The following is a 19,716-nucleotide window of genomic DNA, read 5'->3' as shown; positions in this document are numbered from 1 at the left end:
GTTGTTATTGTGGTCTCGACCGTGCCCTATCATCCTGCTGGTCCTTCTCTGTGAGCCCCCTACCGCTTCCAATTTTCGGGACCAGCATGACCGGATCCAACAAGGAACAGACCCTCACGCTGTGGCGCCCGGTCGGCCCAAAGGAGTTCGCCTTGATCGCAGCCTCGGGCATGCGGGCGTTTCCGCCGCGCCTTCCGGAGCAGCCGATCTTCTACCCGGTGCTGACCGAGGCCTATGCCGTGAAGATCGCGAGGGACTGGAACGTACCGGCGAGCGGCTGCGGCCATGTGCTGCGCTTCGCGATCCTGCGACGCTTCATCGACGCGTACGAAGTGCATGAGGCCGGCGGCCGAGAGCATCTCGAGTACTGGATTCCCAGCGAAGACCTCGCCGACTTCAATGCCGCGATCGTCGGGCCGATCGAGCTCGTCAAGACTTTTCCTTGAAACTACCAAACTCCTACACGCGTGCGTAGATCGCACGGTCCGTGGTTCTCCTGAGAAGAACGAAGTTCCCTCGCCTCTTCTGCTTTTGTTCGGCTCACCGTGCGTGCAGACGCACGATTTCGATGCAGACGTGCAGCCGCCCTGCACGCGGCGTCCGGCCGCGAAGTTCCGCAGCACGCGGATCCGACCAGCTCGGCGGCCGCCATATGACGAGCGACAGATGAAACGACGAACCTCGGACAACTTCGTGTCGGACCACGCCCGAGGGATGGGTTAGCGTGCCATTCGCGCAAGCTCCTGATGCCGGCCTGAGGAACGGCCTGGACGAGACCCGCGTGACCCGCATCACGCGGCGCCCCCGCGCCCACGACATCTTCAAGCCACAAACCATTGTCATAAACTTTGGGTTGCGTTATATAATCGTGGTTGTCGTACGTCTGAGCAAATTTTTGATCAGCCCCGGATTTGTTTGTTCGTTGCGATGATGGCTGACCCGTATTGTCCGTGATGTATTGTCAGTGATGCGGCGTCGACCGATCCCTTGCAGCCTGCCGGCTCCAACATTTGCAGGCTCCGTCACCCGTAGGCGCACGGCCCTGAAACCATCCGCGCCGAAAGAAAGCCCCGGACGACGTCCGGGGCTTTCGACGTTGATAGCTCCGCTCGGGATACATCTCCCGCCGTCATTGTCGTGATGTCGGGGAACGGATCGCGGGCGTTGCGCTTCATATCGGCGATGACAAGAAATGACGTGACGTGCCCGTCCTGCAGGGCCGGCCTTCAAAGGATCGAGCTTCACTCGCGGCAAGGCGCTGCGGGAGAGAGACGTTGTCCGGCCTGCGATGAACTCGTGGAGATGGTCGACGGCGCGACGCAGATTGCCTACCGGCTGACAGTCGTGCCGGAACGGATCTTCGACCGCAGCCAAGTTCGTCCCACGGCGGTTGATCGAGATTGCAACCTTGATCTGACGCAAGGCACGCCGACAGGTTCGTACTAATTTAATCTTGTCATTGCCGAACTGCCCTTGCTGGGAAGCTACGACGTTGACGCCGAGCCTCGGACCGCGGCGGTCCGAGGCTCATTCGTCGGCTCGCGATCCGTCCGGTTGCGCCGCACATCACCAACGGCAATCGGCCTAACGGAAGCGAACAGCGCGACCGACCGTATTTTACCGGAATTGATCCGAGTGGGTTTTGCGCTTCCATTTGTGGTGCGTACATCAAACCCAGCGGCCTGGGGCGGTCAGGGCTCACCGGTTTTGGCAATGCCGCTCTATTTCTTTCGTATCCGCAACGGCCACTTCTCAGGCGCGTCCGAGTATGGGACCGAGTGCGCCGACCGCAACGCAGCCTGGAAAGAGATGACCACCGTCTGTGCCGACATGGCCAGCAGCATCTCGCGCAAGCTCGCCGAAAACTCCGAATGGCAGATGGAGCTGCTCGACGAGGCACGGCAGCCGGTCTTCCGCATCCGGATCGTCGCCGAGTCGCTGGATCAGGCCTGACGGCTCGCCAGACCTCTTGTGGATTGTCACCGACGAGAACAACAACCTCAGCCTGTGGCCGGCGAGGTCGACTGCGCGTCATTTCGGCAGCCGAGCTTGATCGAGATCAAAATGCCTGTCTGCATCCTGGCAGACATTTAAATTTGTATGGGTAATCTGATCTTCAAATGTCCGCGAACGGGGATGAACGTGCAGCATTGGCTGGAAGAGCCGAAGCCAGGCGATCCCACGTGCTCCTATGAAACCGTGGTCTGCAAGGCCTGCACGCGGCTTCATTTCATCAATCGCGACACACGCAAGCTTCTTGGCGAAAAGGAATGAGGCGCTTGCCGGAATCGTTCAATCGGCGCTGGGAAGCCGCCGCATCGTGAACTCGATCGCCCCGTCGGGAAGCTCGCGCCAGCTTTCGACGGCGCTCATGTAGCCAGCCTTGGGATAGCGGGTCAGATAGTCGCGGGCCTTGGCGCGCGCTTGCTCGCGCGGCAGCGTGAACGTGTCGCGAACGTAGCCGTCGCGAGCCTGTGCGGCGCCCTTCTGGCGCCGGGCCGCCATCCGGCTGGCAATGTCCCGGGGCCGCATCCCCATCGACGAACTCCAACGCGCTGCCACACCGTCAATATAGACGGGGCCGCGAGGAATCCGAGTCCGCAATTGGCCCGGAGGGTCAGAGCCCGCCCGACCCGAACGCGATAAATCTCAATTGGTGCTGCCGACAGCCTTCGGCTTCTTGGCCGCGGTGGTCTTCATGGCAGGCGCCGCCTTGGGCTGCTCCGCCGCGCGGACGTTGCCCCAGGGATCGGCGCTCGTCTTGGCGTCCGGAATCTTGCGCATGGTGTCCTTGTAGGCCTGCTCCCGCGCCGCTTCGGCTTCCTTTTCCTCGGGCGTCTTCGAGGGACCGTCGGCGAGAAGGTTGATATTGGGCATTTGCGCCATCGCGGGAACCGCCCAGCCTGCCAGCACGGCGACCGCCATCGTCACGATCAGCTTCTTCATTGGTTACTCCCCGGTAGAGGCGCCTTATACCATCGCCTCGCCATGCGCCAAGGCCGCGGCACTGGGCCGGAACAGTGGACCGCAGGTCGGAATGTTCGCGGCCGCACCGTCTGCGCGCACCTGCCGTGTGTTCCACGGTGTGCCATCATCATAGTTTTCCAACTCCGGCCTTTTCAAGCCGCCGCTCTGCGGCAACATTCCGGCGGCTCCGCCGATCGCGGCGACAAGAGTCGACGAGACAAATAGACGAGACCATGGGAGGACCTCCGCGCGTGCCGAATGAGACCCCGAATTTCACCATCGAGGAAGCGAGGCGAATCCTCGATGACGTGTTCGCTCCCTGGATCAAGGATCTTGGCTTGATCGTCGAGGACATCGCGCCGTCCCCGCAGGGCGAAGCCGGCGCCATCCTGCGCATGCCGTTCTCGCCGCGGCTCTGCCGCGACAATGGCGTTGTCTGCGGCCAGGCGCTGATGGCTTTTGCCGATACCGCGATGGTGATCGGGATGGTCACCGCCAGCGGCGGCTACCGGCCGATGACCACTGTCGACCAGACCACGCATTTCATGCGCGCCATTGCTTCCGCCGACGTGCTGGCGGATGCGCGCGTGGTGCGGATGGGCCGTACCATGAGCTTCGGCCGGGTCACACTGACCAGCGCCGGCGATGGCAAACCGGTGGCCATGGTGTCGAGCGCCTTCGCGATGCTCTGATCCGCGGCTTGGCCGGGGTTAACGAAACGTGAAGGCGACGGTCCCGGCTTCGCGGGCCGGATTCATCTGATCGAAACGCGAGCCTGATTTATTTTAGGTGCTTTTGACGCGAAAGGTGACGCCATTCGGCACCGGGTTACAGGCCATGAGCGAGACGAGTGACAAGCGCATTGCACCGAGACATCGGGTGCTGAAGCAGGGCAGGCTGGCCTTCGACGGCGGCGGCGCCGTCGATTGCATGGTCCGCAACTTGTCGGACACCGGCGCCAGGGTCGAGGTGGTCAGCCCGGTCGGTCTGCCCGAGGCCTTCACGCTGGTGATCCCTGCCGACAAGTTCACGCGGCGCTGCCACGCAGTCTGGAGCCACGACAAGCGGATCGGCGTCGCATTCGACTGATCGCGGCACGGGAGCGCTAGGCCCGCCGCAGGCGCCATCGCCACCACGCCCCCAACAGACCAATCAGCACAATGGCCGCGAGCAGCACACCGGCGGCAAACCGTCCGCCGGGGCGATCAATCGTCCGTGACCATAGCGAGGGCCCTTCGCCATCCCGCGCCAGCCGAAACGCCACGACGCTGTCCCCGAGCGACGTTCCCGCCTCCGAATGGCCCCCCGCTGCGATCACCACGAATTGCTCGCCCTTCCATTGATAGGTCATCGGATTGGCGACGCCCGGCGCGGGCAACCGGCCCTGCCAGAGCTCCTGACCTGAGACAGCGTCGAAGGCGCGCAGATAGGCGTCCATCGCGCCGGTGAAGACGAGGCCGCCGGCTGTGACCACGACGCCGTTGACGAGCGGCGTGCCCCACTTGAACGCCAGCCCGAGCGGAGCGCGATCCTCGGTGGTGCCGACGGTCGAGCGCCACAGGATCTTTCCGGCCTTGAGGTCGACCGCAACCATTTCGCCCCATGGCGGCCGGTTGCACAACAGGCCGAGCCTGGACATCGCGACCGCCCGTGTCACCGCGAACGGCGCTCCGCGCTGCAGTCCAAAATCAACACCGCGCGGCGCCTTCATCCGGTCGGCTTCCGCGCGCGGGATCAGCCTGACGATGTGGATGGCGCGGCTGACATTGGCGTAGAGGATCTGGTGGACGGGATCGAACGCCGCGCCGCCCCAGTTCACGCCGCCGCCGGTCATCGGAAACAGCAGCGTGCCCTGAGTCGTCGGTGGCGTGTAGAGACCCTCATTGCGCAACGGCGCGAGCTGATCGTCGCAGGAGGAATCCAGGACGCGCGGCACGGCCCTGAAAATATCACCCGCCCCGAAGCGCTGATCGAGCAGCGGCGGCACATGGGTCGGGAACGGCTGCGTCGGCGACAGAACGTCACCGTCGACCGCGCCTTGCGGCACTGCGCGCTCCTCCACCGGCCAGACCGGCGCGCCGGTGTCGCGGTCGAGCACGAACACGAAGCCTTGCTTGGTCGGCTGCATCACGACGTCACGCGCCCCCTGCCCGGTCTCGATCCGCGCCAGCATCGGCTGCGCCGGCAGATCGTAGTCCCAGACGTCATGATGGGTGGTCTGAAACGACCAGGCCAGCGCACCGCTTTCGATCCGCAAAGCGACCACGGAATCGGCGTGCCGGTTGTCACCCGGACGCGCACCACCGAAGAAATCCGGACTGGGCGAGGACGTCGGAAGGAACACGAGGCCGCGCGCCTCGTCGACCGACATCGGCGCCCAGACGTTCGCATGTCCCGCCGCGATGCCGTCATGGATCAGCGGATCGAAGCTCCAGCGCAGCTCGCCGGTGCGGGCATCGAAGCCGCGGACCGTGCCTCTGGGCGCATCGACCCGCACATTGTCGCCGATCGATGAGCCGACCACGACGACGTCCCTGCCCGCCACTGGCGCCGAGGTGATCTGGAACTCGCCCGGCCACAGCAGGTCCTTGCCGATGTCGATCCGCACTTCGCCGTCCGCTCCAAAGCCGGCGCAGGGCTGCCCCGTTTGCGCGTCGAGGGCGATCAGCCGCGCATCGACCGTACCCATGAACAGCCTGCTGCGGCATGCCGTGCCGGCGGGCGCCCGCTGGTCCACCCAATAGGCAACGCCGCGGCAGGCATAGCGATTGGCCGGGCGCCGCCCGTCACCGACCTTGGGGTCGAAACGCCAGCGCTGCGCGCCGGTGCCGGGATCGAGTGCGACCACCTCATTGAACGGTGTGCAGAACACCACGCTGTCCTCGACCAGGATCGGCGTCGCCTCGAACTTGGTGCGCAGGGCCGCTGCGGGCGGCCGGCTCTGCAGATCCCCGGTGTGATAGTCCCAGGCGGGCACCAGCCGATCGACATTGGAAGGCGTGATCTGCGCCAGCGGCGAGAACCGCGTTCCACCGGCATCGCCGCCCCAGTGCTGCCAGCCAAAGGCCGGCACGACCATCAGCTGGCTCCAGACGAGGCCCGCACAAACACCCGCTCGCCGCAACGACATGACCCTTCCCTCCCTCAGACTGCATCCGAAGCGGAGCACCGGGACGATGAAAGCAGCCTTCGCGGACGGATCGAGCGGGATGGGACGGACGGCGGCATCCACGGGACGAGTGGTGAGGAGCGATGACGAATGGCAGAACCGAGAGGATGACCCGAACGAACATCCCCCGCCAACGTCAATGGCCGCCCCTGCGGGCGGCCACATCGATGCACGGATGTCAGCAAGCTTCAGTAGCCGTAACCACGCCGTACCGGATAGTTCTGAGGCACCCGTCCATAGCCGCCGCCATAGCCGCCGCCGATCCCGATGCTCACCGGCGGCGCCACGCGCACCGGCGGTCCATAATACACGCGCGGCGGAGGCGGCGGCGCATAGACGACGACATCGTCGCCAGGGTCGCGCCGGGGCGTGCGGCCGGCGCGCTTGGGCGGGTCCTCGTCGCGCTTCCTCGCCGGCTTCTCCTCGACCCGCTTCTCCGACTTCCGGGCCGGCGGAGGCGTCTGCGAGCATGGGCAGGTCGGGCCTGCCGCAGCCACGGCCGGCACGACCGGCGGGGCTGCCGAAGCGGCCGGGATCGCTGCATTGGCGGCCGCCACGACCGGCGTCACCACGGGCCGGTTGCGCAGGCGCTCGATCAGCTTGCGCGCGGTCGGGGTCAGGTCGCTAGTCGGATAGCGGTCGAGAAAGCCCTGATAGGACGCCACCGTATTGATCAGCACCGCCTCGTTCCAGGCGGCCATCCTGTTGTGGAGGTCGAGCCATTCCCGCGCCTGCGGGCCATAGGGCGGCGCGGTGTAGAGCGCCACGAACGCCTCATAGGCCTCGACGCTGCCGTCGCCGACGATAAGTTCGTTGGCGGCCTCGATCGGCTTGCCTTCCAGGCTGCGCTTCCATTCGTCGACGCTGCGCTTGGCGACGACCGGCCGCGGGCCGGCATTGGCAGCGCCCGCATCTGCCGACCCGACGAAGCGAAAATCCTCCGTCAGGGACGACGAATCCCACGGCGTCTGCCGGCCCTCAGTGACCTTGTTCACCGCGACGCGCACGCGCTTGAATGCCTGCTCGATCGGGAGGCCCGGCTCCCGCGCCGCCTGCAGCAGTGCCGTGGTGTAGGGGCTGTTGGCGCCGGTGCCATCCTCGGCTTCCGCGCCGGGCGAGGTCGAGTAGGACAGGAAGGTGCCCGGCGCTCCGGTCTTGGTGTCGACCAGCGCAAGGCCGCGGCCCGCGTTCTGGCTGATGGCGGGAAACGGATTGTTGCGGCAGGCGTCGAGCAGCAGGATGCGCATCCGGCTCGGTACCGAATTGAGCGTGTTCAGGAGATCGTTGAGACGCACGGCCTGCAGCGGAATGTCGGCTTCACGCCGCGGATCGACGTCGACGGGTACGAGATAGTTCTCGCCATCGATCTGCAAGCCGTGGCCGGCATAGAACACCAGCGCCACCGTGTCGGGTCCCTTGGCCGCGATCTTGGCAGCAAAGTCGCCCACCTCCTTGTTGAGGTCCCGCTGCGACAGATCGGCGGCGGTCGTCACGTCGAACCCCGCTTCACCCAGCATCTTCGCCATTGCCTTGGCGTCGTTGGCGGGGTTCGGCAGCGGCGTCACCGAACGATAGGCCGACTGCCCGATCACCAGCGCCAGCCTGCTGCCTTCGGCCAATGCGGGAGCAAGGCCGGCAAACAGGCCGCCGGCGAGCAATGCAGCCCTGAGAGCGTGCCGAAACATGGGATCTCCAATCTGCTCATGGCGTGCCCTGTTGGTCGAGCCGGTTCACGGCCCGGTTCATGCCGACGGGCACAATCCGGTGGGCACGATGCCGCACGGCAGGCGCCGTTCGCGCGCATGACGGCCTCCGGCCGCGACCGGACATCGTTGCTTCACGGGATCCCCGCAGCAATGCCGCGATCACCCGCTAGCGTCCGCGCCGAAACGGGGGGCGAGGCGACATGCGGCGGATTGCGTCACACGTGGGGCTGCTCTCGGCCCTGCTTCTGACCGGCTGCGCCGCCGACAGCAATGCGCGCCTGCCGGCCTTCATGCGGGCCAAGGCGCCCGAGCCGCCACCGCCCGAAGCCGCGCCGGACGTCGCGCTTCTCGTGCGCAAGAATCTCGACATGATCTTCGTCGCAACGACGCTGCCGCGCGATCTCGAGGCCACATCCGCCCGACATTCCGATGGCGGCGATACATGGACCGCCTGCGTGCGGGCTCAGATCACATCCGCCAGTGGAACCGCGCTTCGGCGCCAGACCTATCGGCTCATGATCAGGCACAACGAGATCATCGACCGGCGGCGCGCGGCGGCCAGCAACGACTGTGTTTCTGAAGATTACAAAGCCGTCCTGCCGACGAAGTAATTCCCTCCGAAGACGAGCTGGATCCGCCAACTCGACTGGAACTCGCCCTGTCGGCGGGCGTGCAGGAACGGACTACCGCACCGCTCGCAGATTGTTAGTTCTTAGCTAACGCAAATCCGCAACCGCACAGCGAACGAATGGCTCAAATTTAACGATTCCTGCGGAACATCGGGGCCCACAAACGCGGAATGACCCTGGACCTGGTTTTCCATGAACGTTCACCTCGTCGGCGATGACACGGCCAAGCTCGCTATGCTTCGCGGCATGCTGGCCGAACGCTGCTCGCTCACATCTGAACTGATCGGTGATGCCGACTTCAAAGGCGGCGACATCGACGCGATTGTCGTGGCCGCCGATCTGCGCCACGTCGACAACATCACCGCATTGAAGGAAATCTCCGACCGGCTCTCGCGTATTCCGCGGCGGATCTTCCTGACCAACAACAAATCCCGTCTGTCGACGGTCCAGGCCTATGCGCTCGGTGCGACGAGCGTGCTGTCGAGCACGCCGAGCCGCAATCAGTTGCTCGGAAAGCTGCTCGATGCGCGCCCCGGTTCTGCAGCCAAGAGCATCGCGACCGACGACCGCCAGGCTGCATTTGCGGGCGCGTCCTGCATCGCCTCGATGTTCGCAGCCGTGCTGGGCGGTACTGCGATCGACGTCGAGGAGACCCGGCGGGCGGGCAAGCGGATCGCCGACTGTATAGCGGAAAACGGTCTGTCCGACTGGCTCGCCACCGTTCGCCGCCATCACGAAGGCACCTATCAGCACTGCCTGCTGGTGACCGGCATCACCGTGGATTTCGGCTTGAGCCTCGGCGTCCACAGCTCCGATCTGGAGCGTCTCTACATGGCCGCGATGTTCCACGACATCGGCAAGGCCAAGATCCCGCTCACCATTCTCGACAAGCCGGGCCGGCTCGACGTCAAGGAACGCACGCTGGTGGAAACCCATCCCGTGGCTGGCTACGATGCACTGAAGGACAACGCAGCGATCACCGACGAAGTGCTGAAGGCGGTACGCAACCATCACGAATTTCTCGACGGCAGCGGCTATCCCGACGGGCTGATGGCCGACAACATCCCGGACCTGACGCGCATCCTCACCATCTCCGACATCTTCTCGGCGCTGATCGAATATCGCAGCTACAAGCCGGTGATGACGCGCGAGAAGGCCTATGAGATCCTCCAGGGGATGGAGGGCAAGCTCGAGAAGCCGCTGATCGGCGCCTTCCGCGAGGTCGCGCTGATCCGCTGACCGCATCCAGCGACATGCTGAACCGGCCGTTAACGCATCGATTCGAATTGTTGGCCGGCGGCAAGCGTCTCTTGTCAGCTTTGCGCTAGTGTCGCCCACGCGGTGCGGGTTGTCCGCCTCGCGAGGGGATTATCGGGACGTGGCCGAGATCATCGATCGCGCGATGGCGACTGCTTCATCGACGGCAGGGAACCAGCAGGCCGGTCCGCTCGCGCGCGAGCGCGCCGCCGACCTGGTGCCGTTGGAGACCGTTTCACCGCAGGCATGGCAGGATCTGGCGGAGCGTGCGCGCGAGCCGAACGGCTATTACCTGCCCGGCTGGGAACGCGCGGTGAATGCAACGGCGCGCGGCCGCACCGGAACATCGGCGCTGTGCGCATGGGATGACGATCAGCCCTCGCGTCTCATCGGCCTGATGCCCACGACCTCTTTATGGCATGCCTGCAGGCTTCCCCTGCCTGCGCTCGCCAGCGGCCATCCCTACGGCACGCTGTGCACGCCGCTGCTCGACGCCGGGCGCGCGGAGCGGGCTGCGGCGCAACTGCTCGATGCTGCGCGACGAACGGGCGCTCGGGCCCTGCTGCTGCGCGACATGTCGCTGGCAGGCTCCGTGATGCAAGCGTTCGAGGCGGCGCTTCGTCGCGGGGATCTGCGCCCGCGTGTGCTGCAATCCTATGAAAGAGCCTTTCTCGATGCGACCGGCGTGGGCGACCAGATGCTGCATGACGCGCTTGGCGCCAAGAAGCTGAAGGAGCTGCGCCGCCTGCGTCATCGGCTGGCCGAGCATGGCGAGGTTCGCTTCGAGGTCGCGCGCTCTCCCGGCGACGTCTCCACTGCGCTGGAGACGTTTCTGGTGCTGGAGGCGAGCGGCTGGAAGGGACATCGCGGCACTGCGCTGATCCAGCACGACGGCGACGCGACGTTCATCCGACGCGCTGCACCGGCGCTGGCGCGGCACGAGGCCTGCGAGATCATCAGCCTCATGGCGGGCGACACCACCGTTGCGGCGGGCGTCGTCTTGCGGCATCAGGATCGCGCCTTCTTCTTCAAGCTCGGCGTCGACGAGCGCTTCGCGAAATACTCGCCCGGTGTCCAGCTGACACTTGACCTGACGCGGCACCTTTGCGCGGATCCGAAGATCAACGCCGCCGACTCCACCGCCGGTCCCGACCATCCCATGATCAACCCGATCTGGCGCGAACGCCTCGCCATCGGCGACGTGATGATCCCGCTTTATGCGCGCGATCCGGTCGTCGAGCTTATTCACGGCGCGTTGACTGCGCGACGCGAAGGCCTGGCCATCGCGCGCCGAGCGGCGCACGGGATCCGCGCCCTCCGAAAGCGCCGGCCGACTACTCAGCCGCCTCGGCGTTGACCTCCGCCGACACCTGCCGGATGGCGCGCGCCAGCATCTGCGGATCCTGCGCGCCGGAGACGGCGTATTTCTGCGCGAAGACGTAGGTCGGCACTCCGGAGATGCCCTTCTCTGCGGCCTCCTGCGCCTGGGCCGAGACCAGCGCCGCATCCTCGTCCGTCGCCAGCATCTTGCGGACCACCTCGGCATCGAGCCCGCAATCCGCTGCGGCCTGTACCAGCACCTCGACGTCGGTCAGATCGCCGCCGTCGCGGAAGTACAACTCCATCAGCCGCTGCTTCATCTCCGGCGCCTTGCCGATCTCGCCGGCCCAGCGGATCAGGCGATGACAATCGATCGTGTTGGGCTGACGGGCGACACGATCGGGATGATAGCTCAGCCCCTCCTGCTCCGCGGCCGCGACCACGCGGCCTGCGATTCCCTTGTAGGCTTCGACCGATCCGAACTTGGTCGTGAGGTACTGCTCGCGGCTGATGCCCTCGCGCGGCACCCAGGGATTGAGGAAGAACGGCCGGAAGTTCACCTCGACCGGCACGTCAGGCACGAGCTTCAGCGCCTCCTCGATGCGCTTCTTGCCGATGTAGCACCAGGGACAGACGACATCGGAGACGACATCGATGATCAGCGGCTTCAAGGTGCTCATGCGCGTGCCTCCAAGTTCCCATGGCTGCGCCCAACATAAGCCCACGCGCGGCCAACACAAGCGGGGTCACGGCGAGGTAACCATCTCCTTCAGCCTGAGCGCAGTGAGCTCATCGGCGGGAAAGAAGGTCTCCAACGCCAGCTCCGACAGCGTGATGTCGACCGGCGTGCCGAACACCATCGTCGTCGAGAAGAAGCTCAGCACGTCATCGCCGACCCGAAGCCGCAATGGGATCGCGACGCTGTCGGCCGCGAGCGGCGCCGATCGCGCGGGGAATGGATAGGACTTCAGCTCCTCATAGAGCTTCAGCAGATCCGCATCCGCGGTGGCCTCGCATTGCCGGTGCAATCGCTCCAGCAGATGGCCGGTCCATTCGGCGAGGTTCACCGTCCGCGCCGCGAGCCCCTCCGGATGCAGCGCCACCCGCAGCACGTTGAGCGGCGGCGCAAGCAGCCGCTCGGAGACCCCTGTCAGCAGCGGCGCGATCATGCGGTTCGCCGCGACCAGGTTCCAGTGCCGGTCGATCGCCAGCGCAGGGTTGGGCTCGTGCGCCTTGAGCACGAGGTTCATCGCCTCGCGCGCGGGCTTGAGCGCCGGATCATCGAGCGGGCGCTGCTGGAAGGCGGGCGCGTAGCCGGCCGCCACCAGCAAAACGTTGCGTTCGCGCAATGGCACGTCCAGTCGCTCCGCCAGTTTGAGGACCATGTCGCGCGACGGCGCGGAGCGGCCGGTTTCCACGAAGCTCAGATGTCGTGCCGAGATCTCGGCATCGAGTGCGAGATCGAGCTGGGACAGATGCCGGCGCTGCCGCCATTGCCGCAAGTGCTCGCCGACATGAGCGGGTCTGGCGCGGTCGGCGCGCGCCGAAGCAAGCTGTGCATTCATGATCCGAGACCTATCACGCTGACGTCAGCGCCTCCATGATCTGCCAGGTAATCGAAATGCCTCCCGGCGCAGGTCATCGTCCTCACCACAGGAGATGACGATGAGCAGGCAGCGCGATCCCGAGACCCTTCCTTTCACCGCCGCCAGCCATTGGCTGGCGGGCCTCGCGACATCGCTGCTGGCGCGCTCGCTCAACCTGCCGGAACCGCTGCTGCACGTCACGGGCAGCCTCGTCTTCGCGCAGGTCTACGCGATCGAGACGAGAGCAGCGCGCTCGCTGCGCCCGGCGCGGCTGCGGCGTCAGCTCCTGGCCTGGTTCCGTTGAACCGCCCCCCAACCCAAGGAGACCCGACATGATCACCTCGTCCGCCCTGCTCCGCCGCGCCCTGCTCGCCGATGCCGCCTTCAGCGGCGTTGCCGGACTCGCGCTCACCTTCGGCGCCTCGCCGCTGGCGGCGCTGCTGCAACTGCCTGACGCGCTGCTGCGCGAGACCGGCTTGTTCCTGGTCGTCTACGCGGGCTTCGTCGGCTGGCTGGGCTGGCGGCAGATGGCTCCAAGGCCGCTGATCCTTCTGGTCATCGCCGGCAATGCGGCGTGGACGGTCGGCAGCATCGCGTTGCTGTTCGCGGGCGTCGTCACACCGAACGTGCTCGGCGAGATATTCGTCGCGGTGCAGGCGGTGGGCACCGGCGTCTTCGCCGAATTGCAGTATATGGGCTTGCGCCGGAGCACCGTCGCGGTCACGGCCTGACCGGTGGTGAGCGCCGGGCTTCATGATCGAGCGGCCCGGCGCTCGCGACCGAACCGAGATTGACATGCGCGGCGAATGCATCTTCTGCATAATCTGAGATCGACAGGGGATCGCAGCGATGCAGCCGCAGGTGATCGGAACGGAAGGCTACGCCACCGAGGCCGACAGTCTCTTCGTGCGCTACGAGAGCATTCCGTCGGAACAGGTCCATTCCGCCGTGCTTCACCTGCTGCCCGCCGCGCCAGCGCGCGTGCTCGACATCGGTGCGGGCACGGGCCGCGACGCCGCCTGGTTTGCGAGCCTTGGACATCAGGTGGTGGCCGTCGAGCCGACCGAGGCACTACGCGTCGGCGCCATGCAACTGCATCCCTCCCCCGCCATCACCTGGATCGACGACAGCCTTCCCGATCTGGCCGCACTGGCCGCTCGTGACGAGCAGTTCGACCTGGTGATGCTGACCGCCGTTCTGATGCATCTCGACGAGGCGCAGCGGCGACGCGCGCTGCCCAACATCGCGGCACGGGTCGCCCCCGGCGGACTGCTGATCATGACGCTGCGGCATGGGCCGGTGCCGCCGGGCCGGCGGATGTTCGAGGTCGCGGCCGAAACGATCATCGAGCCGGCGCGCCAGCTCGGGCTGACGCTCCGGCTCAACCGCCTCGGCGAGTCGCTCGGCGCCGAGAACCGGGCGGCCGGAATCACCTGGACGACGCTGGCCTTCGGCAAGCCGTCCTGAGAGATCCCGGAAACGGGCCCGCCAGATCAGGCCGCCTTGGCGCGGCTGGTCAGCGTCTTTGCGGGGGTGGATTTGGTCTTGCCGCGACTGCCGGCAGCCGCCCGCCGGGACTTGGCTTTGCCGCGAGCCGCCGCGCCCGATTGGGCTTTTGCCTTGGACCGCTGCTTGGCCTTGTCCTTGACCAGCTTCTCGGCCTTTTTGTTCGCCTTCTTCTCGGCCTTGCGCTCGTCCTTCGCCTTCACCCGCGCCCGCTCGGCGCGCGCCTCGGCCTTCTTCTTCGCCCGCTTCTTCTCGCAGGCATCGCATTTGCAGCCGATCGGCTTCAGATAGGCTTTGAAGTAGTCCGTGCCGTAGTCGTAGTTGATCTCCTCGCCGGGCTCGATGTTCTTGATGGCCCGGATGAAGATCTTCTTCTTGCGCGGCTTGACGTCGGACTCGGCATTCGGCTTGCAGGAATGATTGATGTAGCGGGCGACGTTCTCGCGGATCGAGCCGTCGATGGTCCAGCGCTTGTCGAGCTCGAACAGATATTTGTTCTCGATCGCATCCTCCTCCGCCTTCTTCGAATCCAGGAGCGGTCCGAAATAGCGGATGATCTTGGTGCCCTTCTTGATCGGCTGGGTGGCAAACAGGCCGAGCCCCGTCTTGGAGCGGCCGATGCGATAGGGTTTGGATTGCGGGATGACAGGCATGAGTGATGAGAAGACTTGGACCTCGCGAGGCCGCCGTTCTAGGATAAATTCGCGACGCTGTCAGGTGTTTCCCGCCGCCGTTTCGCGCCGTCCCCAACTTGCAGCGTCCTGCGCCGCACCAGTTCCGCTCATCAGGGGCCCTGCCGCTCGAAATCCTTCGACATCGCGACGTGGCGCGAATCGGCGCCGCGCTGATGCTCTAGGCTGCGTCCGTCGGCCGGGCGGCCGCAGCGAACGTCACTTCGCGGTCTTGCGCACGGCGGATGTGCGCCTGCTCGCTGGCTTCGATGCGCTCTTCCCGGTCTTCGATTTCGCCGCCCGCTTGCGGCCGCTGGTCTTGGTATTTGCCGCCTTCTTGGCCAAGACGCGCATGTTGTCGACCAGATTGGGATAGCGCCGTCCGGCGCGCCGGGCGCGGGCCTTGGCCGTCGCCTTCTCGGCCGGAGTGAGATGGGTGGAGGCCTTGCCGGCGCGCTTGCGCGGATTGGCCTTGCTCCAGGGAGCGCGTGGGGTTCGTGCCATGCATTGCCAACGCATGATCCCCCACCCGGTTTCCGGTGCGTCGACCTACGCGCCCGGCGGCAGCTTCGGCACCGTGGCCCTGAGCATCGCCTCCAGCAGCTTTTCGGCCGTGGTGCCCGGCGGCGAGCGGCGCAGGATGTCGGCAAGGCGGCCGTCGAGCAGCAGCATCGTGTAGCCGTGCACCAGCGACCAGGCGCGGGCGATCGCTGCCGACTGATCGAGCGACAATTCCTCGTCGCCGACCGGACCTTCGCTGCGCGCGGCGACCGAGCCCGCGAGTCCGGCAAACGAGGCTTCCGCGGCCTCGTGCAGCGCGGGGCGGGAATAATCCAGACGCTCCGTCCGGAACATCAGTCCATACATGCCGGGATTGGCCTGCGCATAGGCGACATAGGCGCGGGCCCGCGCCATCGCCCGCTCGATCGGCGTGCCCGGCTGCTCGCCGGCCGCTTTCATCGCTGCATTGAACCGCGTGAATCCGATTGCCGCGAGCTCGCTGACCAGCCCGGTGAGATCGCCGAAATGATGCGTCGGCGCCGCATGCGACACGCCGGCCTCGCGCGCCACCGCGCGCAAGGTCAGTCCGGCCAGCCCGTCGCGCTCCAGCACGCGCTCGGCCGCTTCGAGCAGCGCATCGCGCAGCGCGCCGTGATGATAGGGGGCGGCCGGCTCGCCCGCGCTCACCGCGCGCCGCGATCGCGTCCGGGCCGCCGCCGTCGTCGTCCGGTGCCTGCTCAGTCTTGCCTGTTCGATCTTCGTCATGCTTCTCCTTATACAAGCAATTTTGACAGCGTAAAGATTAGCCTTGACCTCGGGCTTCTCGGCCGGTAGCTTTATCTTTACATCGTAAAGATAAAGCTGGCATCGAGGGGAAGGACACGCCATGAATGGACCGTCGAAAGAAACAGTCCAGCGCCGCACTCCGCGCGACAACATCGCGCCGATCCCGTTCGAGGCCGACGCGCCGTTCCTCGCCATCACCGGCGAGCTGCCGCGCGAGCTGAACGGCACGCTCTATCGCAACGGCCCCAACCCGCAATTCTCTTCGCCAGGCTCGCACTGGTTCGTCGGCGACGGCATGCTGCACGCGTTCCATCTGGAGAACGGCCGCGCGTCTTATCGCAACCGCTGGATCCGCACCCCGAAATTCGAGGCCGAGCGCAAGGCCGGCCGCGCCCTGTTCGGCGGCTTCGGCCGCAGGCTGCCGGATGCGCCGGCCGACGTCACCGATGGCGGCGTCGCCAACACCAACGTCATCGCCCATGCCGGCCGCCTGCTCGCGCTCGAGGAGGCGCATCTGCCGACCGAGATCGAGCCGGGCACGCTCGCCACGCGCGGCTATCATGATTTCGGCGGCCGCCTCCGCGGCGCCTTCACCGCGCATCCGAAGACCGATCCGGTCACCGGCGAATTGCTGTTCTTCGGCTACAACGCCGCCGGACCGCTGACGCCGGCGCTGTCCTACGGCACGGTCGATGCGGCCGGCAGGCTGATGCGCCTCGATCGTTTCGAGGCGCCCTATGCCAGCATGGTGCACGACTTCATCGTCACGGCCAACCACGTGCTGTTTCCAATCCTGCCGCTCACCGGCAGCATCGAGCGCGCAATGTCCGGCAGGCCGCCTTATGCCTGGGAGCCCGACAAGGGCGCCTATGTCGGTGTGATGAAGCGCAGCGGCGACATCAAGGACATCGTCTGGTTTCGCGGTGACGCCTGCTACGTCTTCCACATCATGAACGCCTGGGAGGACGGCAACCGCATCGTCGCCGACGTGATGCAGTTCGAGGAAGCGCCGCTGTTTCCGCATCCCGACGGGCGCCCGACCGATCCGGCCAAGTCGGTCGCGCGGCTGTGCCGCTGGAGCTTCGACCTCGCCGGCAACACCGACCGCTTCTCGCAGAGCTATCTCGACGACCTCACCGGCGAATTCCCCCGCATCGACGACCGCCGCGCCGGTCTCGCCAGCCAACATGGCTGGTACGCCTGCGCCAATCCCGACGGGCCGCAGTTCGGCGCGCTGTCCGGGCTCGCCCATGTCGACGGCGCCGGCACGCGCCGGGCGACGCACCTGCTGCCCGCTGGCGACACCCTGTCCGAGCCGGTGTTCGTGCCGCGCAGCCGCGATGCCGCCGAAGGCGACGGCTGGCTGCTCACGGTGGTCTGGCGCGCCGAGAGCAACACGTCCGACCTCGCGGTGTTCAACGCCACCGACATCGGCAATGGGCCGGTGGCACTGGTGCATCTCGGCCATCGCGTGCCCGACGGCTTCCACGGCAATTGGGTCGGGGCTGACGATCCAAGGCATTGAAAAGCCTTGGGTAAATTGCGAAGTCACAAGATTTTGACACTGTCAAGATTTGCTTGACCCGACGCCGTACGGACTCTAAGTATCTTGGCAGTGTAAAGATTGGCCGGGCGAACTTATGACGATCTTCCTCATCCTTGCGCCCTACGGCGTCTATGCTGCGCTGATGATGGTGGTCTCGGCCACGCTCAGCCTGGCCGTCGGCGCCGCGCTGTGCCTTGCGGTGGTGGCGCTGGATGTGATCAAGGGCCGGTCGATCAAGATCCTCGGCCTCGGCTCGGCCGTCGTGTTCGCCGCCGTAGCCGCCTACCTCCAGCTCATCGATCCCACGCCGAGCGCCTCTATGGTGCGTCTTGCGGTCGACTGCGGCATTTTCGCGCTGTCGCTGGGCTCGATGCTGCTGCGCATGCCGTTCACGCTGCAATATGCGCTCGAGGCCGTCCCTCCGGAAACCGCGGCGATTCCGGGCTTCCTGCGCGCCAATTACGTCATCACCGGCGCCTGGACTGTTTCCGCGCTGCTGATGATCGTCGGCAATCTGATGACGCTCTACGTGCCCGGCCTGCCCTATTGGACCGGCCTCGCCATCGCCTTTGCCGCCCGCAACAGTGCACTTTATTTCACGCGCTGGTATCCTGACTACCGCCGAACAAAGGACGTGGCAGCGCAGACTGCCGCCGCAATGTCCGGCCAAGATTCGTGACCGGGGTCTGCTGCAGGAGACGTGCGTGAAAGTCGTGTTTGCCAAGCTGATTGCCGACTTCCTGTCGGCCGCAGTGTTCTTCCTCCTTTACATCGCGACCGACGACGTGGTGCTGGCGACCGCCGTCGCGGTGGCCGTCGCCGTGGTGCAGGTGGTCTGGGCGCGCATCAAGGGCGTGCACCTCAGCTTCATGGCCTATGCCAGCGTCGGCCTCGTGATCGTGCTCGGCGGCGTGACGCTCCTGACCAACGATCCCCGCTTCATGTTCGCCAAGCCCGCGATCGGGCATTTCGCCATCGGGCTGATCATGCTGAAGCGCGGCTGGATGCTGCGCTACGTGCCGCCGATCGTGTCGGAGACCATCCCGGAATACGTCACCATCGCCGGCTATGCCTGGGCGGCGCTGATGTTCGCGCTCGGCCTCGGCACCATCGCGGTCGCCATGACCGGCGACATCAAGCTGTGGGTGCTCTACATCACCGTGGTTGCGGGCGGCGCCAAGGTCGCGGCCTTCGCGCTGCAGTTCATCGCCTTCCGCTTCGTGGTCGCCAACCGCCTCAGGGCGGCCCGGGCCTGACCGCTGCATCCGATCGCCGCAATGGGCTTACGCGCAAAGATGCGCTATAGGGGCGGCCGAACGCATCCTCGAGGCCGCCGCCTCGAGGTCCGCAAAGCGCAACGCCAGGAGAACGATCGATGGCTGTGGACGGCAACTGGAATCTGACCTTGAACACGCCGATGGGCGAGCGCAGCGCGACCCTGAGCGTGAAGAGCTCGGGCGCGACGCTGACCGGCACCCAGGCCGCCGAGGGCGATTCCGCCGAGATCTTCGATGGCACCGTCAACGGCGATGACGTCGCCTGGAAGGTCTCCATCACCAGCCCGATGCCGCTGACGCTCGACTTCAAGGGCAAGGTCGCCGGCGACACCATCTCCGGCGAGATGGGCATCGGCTTCATGGGCAGCTTCCCGTTCACCGGCGCGCGCGGCTGAGCGCTATTCTTGTGCGTGGATGCGTCGCATCGATACTCTCCGCGGTCGTCCCCGCGAAAGCGGGGACCCCCCAGGGAGTGGTTCGAGGCACGCTGGCAATTGGCTTTTCGCCCGTCACGACGGCTGCGGCGTATGGGTCCCGGGTCGGCGCCACGATCGCGCTGTCGCGCGCCCATGGCTTGCCCGGGACGACACCGATTTTTAATCGCAGCAGTCCCGCTTCACATCTCAAACAGCCCGGACAAGCGGACGCAGCCTCGCGGCTGATAACGCCCGAGTGATGCATCGGCATGTCCCTCGAAGATGCAGAGGGCGCAGGGAAGGCCAGGCGTCGGCTGACGCCTGCGGCCCGCCTGCGAGAAAAATGCAGGCGGCAGGTACCACAGGTGCAGCCGAGAAC

Annotated in this window: 24 protein-coding genes; 15 read left to right on the top strand and 9 right to left on the bottom strand. The window is 66.0% G+C overall.

The window, feature by feature from the left end:
• Positions 1 to 152 precede the first annotated feature (152 nt).
• From QX010_RS24970 to QX010_RS24960, 3 genes are all read left to right on the top strand, one after another.
• Positions 153 to 446 (top strand): hypothetical protein, encoded by a 294-nt coding sequence (locus tag QX010_RS24970; RefSeq protein WP_315804347.1) that lies wholly within the window; start codon positions 153 to 155, stop codon positions 444 to 446.
• 850 nt (positions 447 to 1,296) lie between these two features.
• Complete coding sequence (locus QX010_RS24965) at positions 1,297 to 1,446, top strand: hypothetical protein (protein WP_316182506.1); 150 nt, start codon at positions 1,297 to 1,299, stop codon at positions 1,444 to 1,446.
• 267 nt (positions 1,447 to 1,713) lie between these two features.
• A complete protein-coding gene (locus QX010_RS24960; RefSeq protein ID WP_012045383.1) occupies positions 1,714 to 1,953 on the top strand; it encodes a DUF6894 family protein in 240 nt (79 codons plus the stop codon).
• 339 nt (positions 1,954 to 2,292) lie between these two features.
• Here the strand turns inward: QX010_RS24960 and QX010_RS24955 are convergent, their stop codons facing one another.
• Both QX010_RS24955 and QX010_RS24950 read right to left on the bottom strand, forming a co-directional pair.
• The gene (locus tag QX010_RS24955) at positions 2,293 to 2,538 is read right to left on the bottom strand and encodes a hypothetical protein (RefSeq protein WP_315804260.1); all 246 of its coding nucleotides are present in this window, start codon (positions 2,536 to 2,538) and stop codon (positions 2,293 to 2,295) included.
• Between the two features lie 111 nt (positions 2,539 to 2,649).
• Complete coding sequence (locus QX010_RS24950; protein WP_316182504.1) at positions 2,650 to 2,946, bottom strand: hypothetical protein; 297 nt, start codon at positions 2,944 to 2,946, stop codon at positions 2,650 to 2,652.
• Between the two features lie 254 nt (positions 2,947 to 3,200).
• On the opposite strand from QX010_RS24950, the gene QX010_RS24945 reads away from it, so the two are divergent.
• On the top strand, positions 3,201 to 3,659 hold the full coding sequence (locus QX010_RS24945; RefSeq protein WP_410051982.1) for a PaaI family thioesterase: 459 nt from the start codon (positions 3,201 to 3,203) through the stop codon (positions 3,657 to 3,659).
• A gap of 145 nt (positions 3,660 to 3,804) precedes the next feature.
• A complete protein-coding gene (locus QX010_RS24940) occupies positions 3,805 to 4,056 on the top strand; it encodes a PilZ domain-containing protein (protein WP_316182500.1) in 252 nt (83 codons plus the stop codon).
• A gap of 16 nt (positions 4,057 to 4,072) precedes the next feature.
• On the opposite strand, the gene QX010_RS24935 is transcribed toward QX010_RS24940, so the two are convergent.
• Both QX010_RS24935 and QX010_RS24930 read right to left on the bottom strand, forming a co-directional pair.
• Positions 4,073 to 6,046 (bottom strand): pyrroloquinoline quinone-dependent dehydrogenase, encoded by a 1,974-nt coding sequence (locus tag QX010_RS24935; RefSeq protein WP_316182614.1) that lies wholly within the window; start codon positions 6,044 to 6,046, stop codon positions 4,073 to 4,075.
• 278 nt (positions 6,047 to 6,324) lie between these two features.
• Positions 6,325 to 7,821 (bottom strand): caspase family protein, encoded by a 1,497-nt coding sequence (locus tag QX010_RS24930; RefSeq protein ID WP_316182499.1) that lies wholly within the window; start codon positions 7,819 to 7,821, stop codon positions 6,325 to 6,327.
• 242 nt (positions 7,822 to 8,063) lie between these two features.
• Here QX010_RS24930 and QX010_RS24925 point away from each other — a divergent pair, with 242 nt between their 5' ends.
• The 3 genes from QX010_RS24925 to QX010_RS24915 all read left to right on the top strand — a co-directional run bounded on the left by QX010_RS24925 (position 8,064) and on the right by QX010_RS24915 (position 11,085).
• A complete protein-coding gene (locus QX010_RS24925; RefSeq protein ID WP_316182498.1) occupies positions 8,064 to 8,453 on the top strand; it encodes a hypothetical protein in 390 nt (129 codons plus the stop codon).
• Between the two features lie 210 nt (positions 8,454 to 8,663).
• Positions 8,664 to 9,710 carry an HD-GYP domain-containing protein gene (locus QX010_RS24920; RefSeq protein WP_316182497.1) on the top strand — a complete coding sequence of 349 codons (1,047 nt, stop codon included), beginning with the start codon at positions 8,664 to 8,666 and terminating at the stop codon, positions 9,708 to 9,710.
• A 139-nt stretch (positions 9,711 to 9,849) separates the two neighbouring features.
• A complete protein-coding gene (locus QX010_RS24915; protein ID WP_316182496.1) occupies positions 9,850 to 11,085 on the top strand; it encodes a GNAT family N-acetyltransferase in 1,236 nt (411 codons plus the stop codon).
• On the opposite strand, the gene QX010_RS24910 is transcribed toward QX010_RS24915, so the two are convergent.
• Positions 11,063 to 11,728 carry a DsbA family oxidoreductase gene (locus QX010_RS24910; RefSeq protein ID WP_316182495.1) on the bottom strand — a complete coding sequence of 222 codons (666 nt, stop codon included), beginning with the start codon at positions 11,726 to 11,728 and terminating at the stop codon, positions 11,063 to 11,065. The genes QX010_RS24915 and QX010_RS24910 overlap by 23 nt on opposite strands.
• Positions 11,729 to 11,794: 66 nt before the next feature.
• On the bottom strand, positions 11,795 to 12,613 hold the full coding sequence (locus QX010_RS24905) for a helix-turn-helix transcriptional regulator (RefSeq protein WP_316182493.1): 819 nt from the start codon (positions 12,611 to 12,613) through the stop codon (positions 11,795 to 11,797).
• Between the two features lie 100 nt (positions 12,614 to 12,713).
• Between QX010_RS24905 and QX010_RS24900 the strand changes: the two genes are divergently transcribed.
• From QX010_RS24900 to QX010_RS24890, 3 genes are all read left to right on the top strand, one after another.
• Entirely contained in the window at positions 12,714 to 12,938 is a 225-nt protein-coding gene (locus tag QX010_RS24900; protein WP_316182491.1) for a hypothetical protein, read from the top strand.
• A gap of 28 nt (positions 12,939 to 12,966) precedes the next feature.
• Positions 12,967 to 13,365: a hypothetical protein gene (locus QX010_RS24895; RefSeq protein ID WP_316182489.1), complete on the top strand. Its 399-nt coding sequence runs from the start codon at positions 12,967 to 12,969 to the stop codon at positions 13,363 to 13,365.
• A gap of 118 nt (positions 13,366 to 13,483) precedes the next feature.
• Positions 13,484 to 14,101, top strand: coding sequence for a class I SAM-dependent methyltransferase (locus tag QX010_RS24890; RefSeq protein ID WP_316182487.1), 618 nt, complete (start codon positions 13,484 to 13,486; stop codon positions 14,099 to 14,101).
• A gap of 26 nt (positions 14,102 to 14,127) precedes the next feature.
• On the opposite strand, the gene QX010_RS24885 is transcribed toward QX010_RS24890, so the two are convergent.
• From QX010_RS24885 to QX010_RS24875, 3 genes are all read right to left on the bottom strand, one after another.
• Positions 14,128 to 14,793 carry an SET domain-containing protein gene (locus QX010_RS24885; protein ID WP_316182485.1) on the bottom strand — a complete coding sequence of 222 codons (666 nt, stop codon included), beginning with the start codon at positions 14,791 to 14,793 and terminating at the stop codon, positions 14,128 to 14,130.
• A 237-nt stretch (positions 14,794 to 15,030) separates the two neighbouring features.
• Positions 15,031 to 15,315, bottom strand: a complete 285-nt coding sequence (locus QX010_RS24880; protein ID WP_316182483.1) for a hypothetical protein — start codon at positions 15,313 to 15,315, stop codon at positions 15,031 to 15,033.
• A 45-nt stretch (positions 15,316 to 15,360) separates the two neighbouring features.
• On the bottom strand, positions 15,361 to 16,077 hold the full coding sequence (locus QX010_RS24875) for a TetR/AcrR family transcriptional regulator (RefSeq protein WP_315804274.1): 717 nt from the start codon (positions 16,075 to 16,077) through the stop codon (positions 15,361 to 15,363).
• 121 nt (positions 16,078 to 16,198) lie between these two features.
• On the opposite strand from QX010_RS24875, the gene QX010_RS24870 reads away from it, so the two are divergent.
• The 4 genes from QX010_RS24870 (at position 16,199) to QX010_RS24855 (ending at position 19,316) form a co-directional block, all read left to right on the top strand.
• A complete protein-coding gene (locus QX010_RS24870; protein WP_316182481.1) occupies positions 16,199 to 17,623 on the top strand; it encodes a carotenoid oxygenase family protein in 1,425 nt (474 codons plus the stop codon).
• Positions 17,624 to 17,738: 115 nt separating this feature from the next.
• Positions 17,739 to 18,323 carry a hypothetical protein gene (locus tag QX010_RS24865; protein WP_316182479.1) on the top strand — a complete coding sequence of 195 codons (585 nt, stop codon included), beginning with the start codon at positions 17,739 to 17,741 and terminating at the stop codon, positions 18,321 to 18,323.
• A 25-nt stretch (positions 18,324 to 18,348) separates the two neighbouring features.
• The gene (locus tag QX010_RS24860) at positions 18,349 to 18,900 is read left to right on the top strand and encodes a septation protein IspZ (protein WP_315804277.1); all 552 of its coding nucleotides are present in this window, start codon (positions 18,349 to 18,351) and stop codon (positions 18,898 to 18,900) included.
• 119 nt (positions 18,901 to 19,019) lie between these two features.
• Positions 19,020 to 19,316 (top strand): hypothetical protein, encoded by a 297-nt coding sequence (locus tag QX010_RS24855; RefSeq protein WP_315804278.1) that lies wholly within the window; start codon positions 19,020 to 19,022, stop codon positions 19,314 to 19,316.
• Positions 19,317 to 19,716 lie beyond the last annotated feature (400 nt).

It is taken from the genome of Bradyrhizobium sp. SZCCHNRI1009, assembly GCF_032487575.1.
In the GTDB taxonomy this organism is placed as follows: Bacteria; Pseudomonadota; Alphaproteobacteria; order Rhizobiales; family Xanthobacteraceae; genus Bradyrhizobium.
Note: the sequence above shows the minus strand (reverse complement) of the source record. Positions and strands in the feature narration are given on the sequence as shown.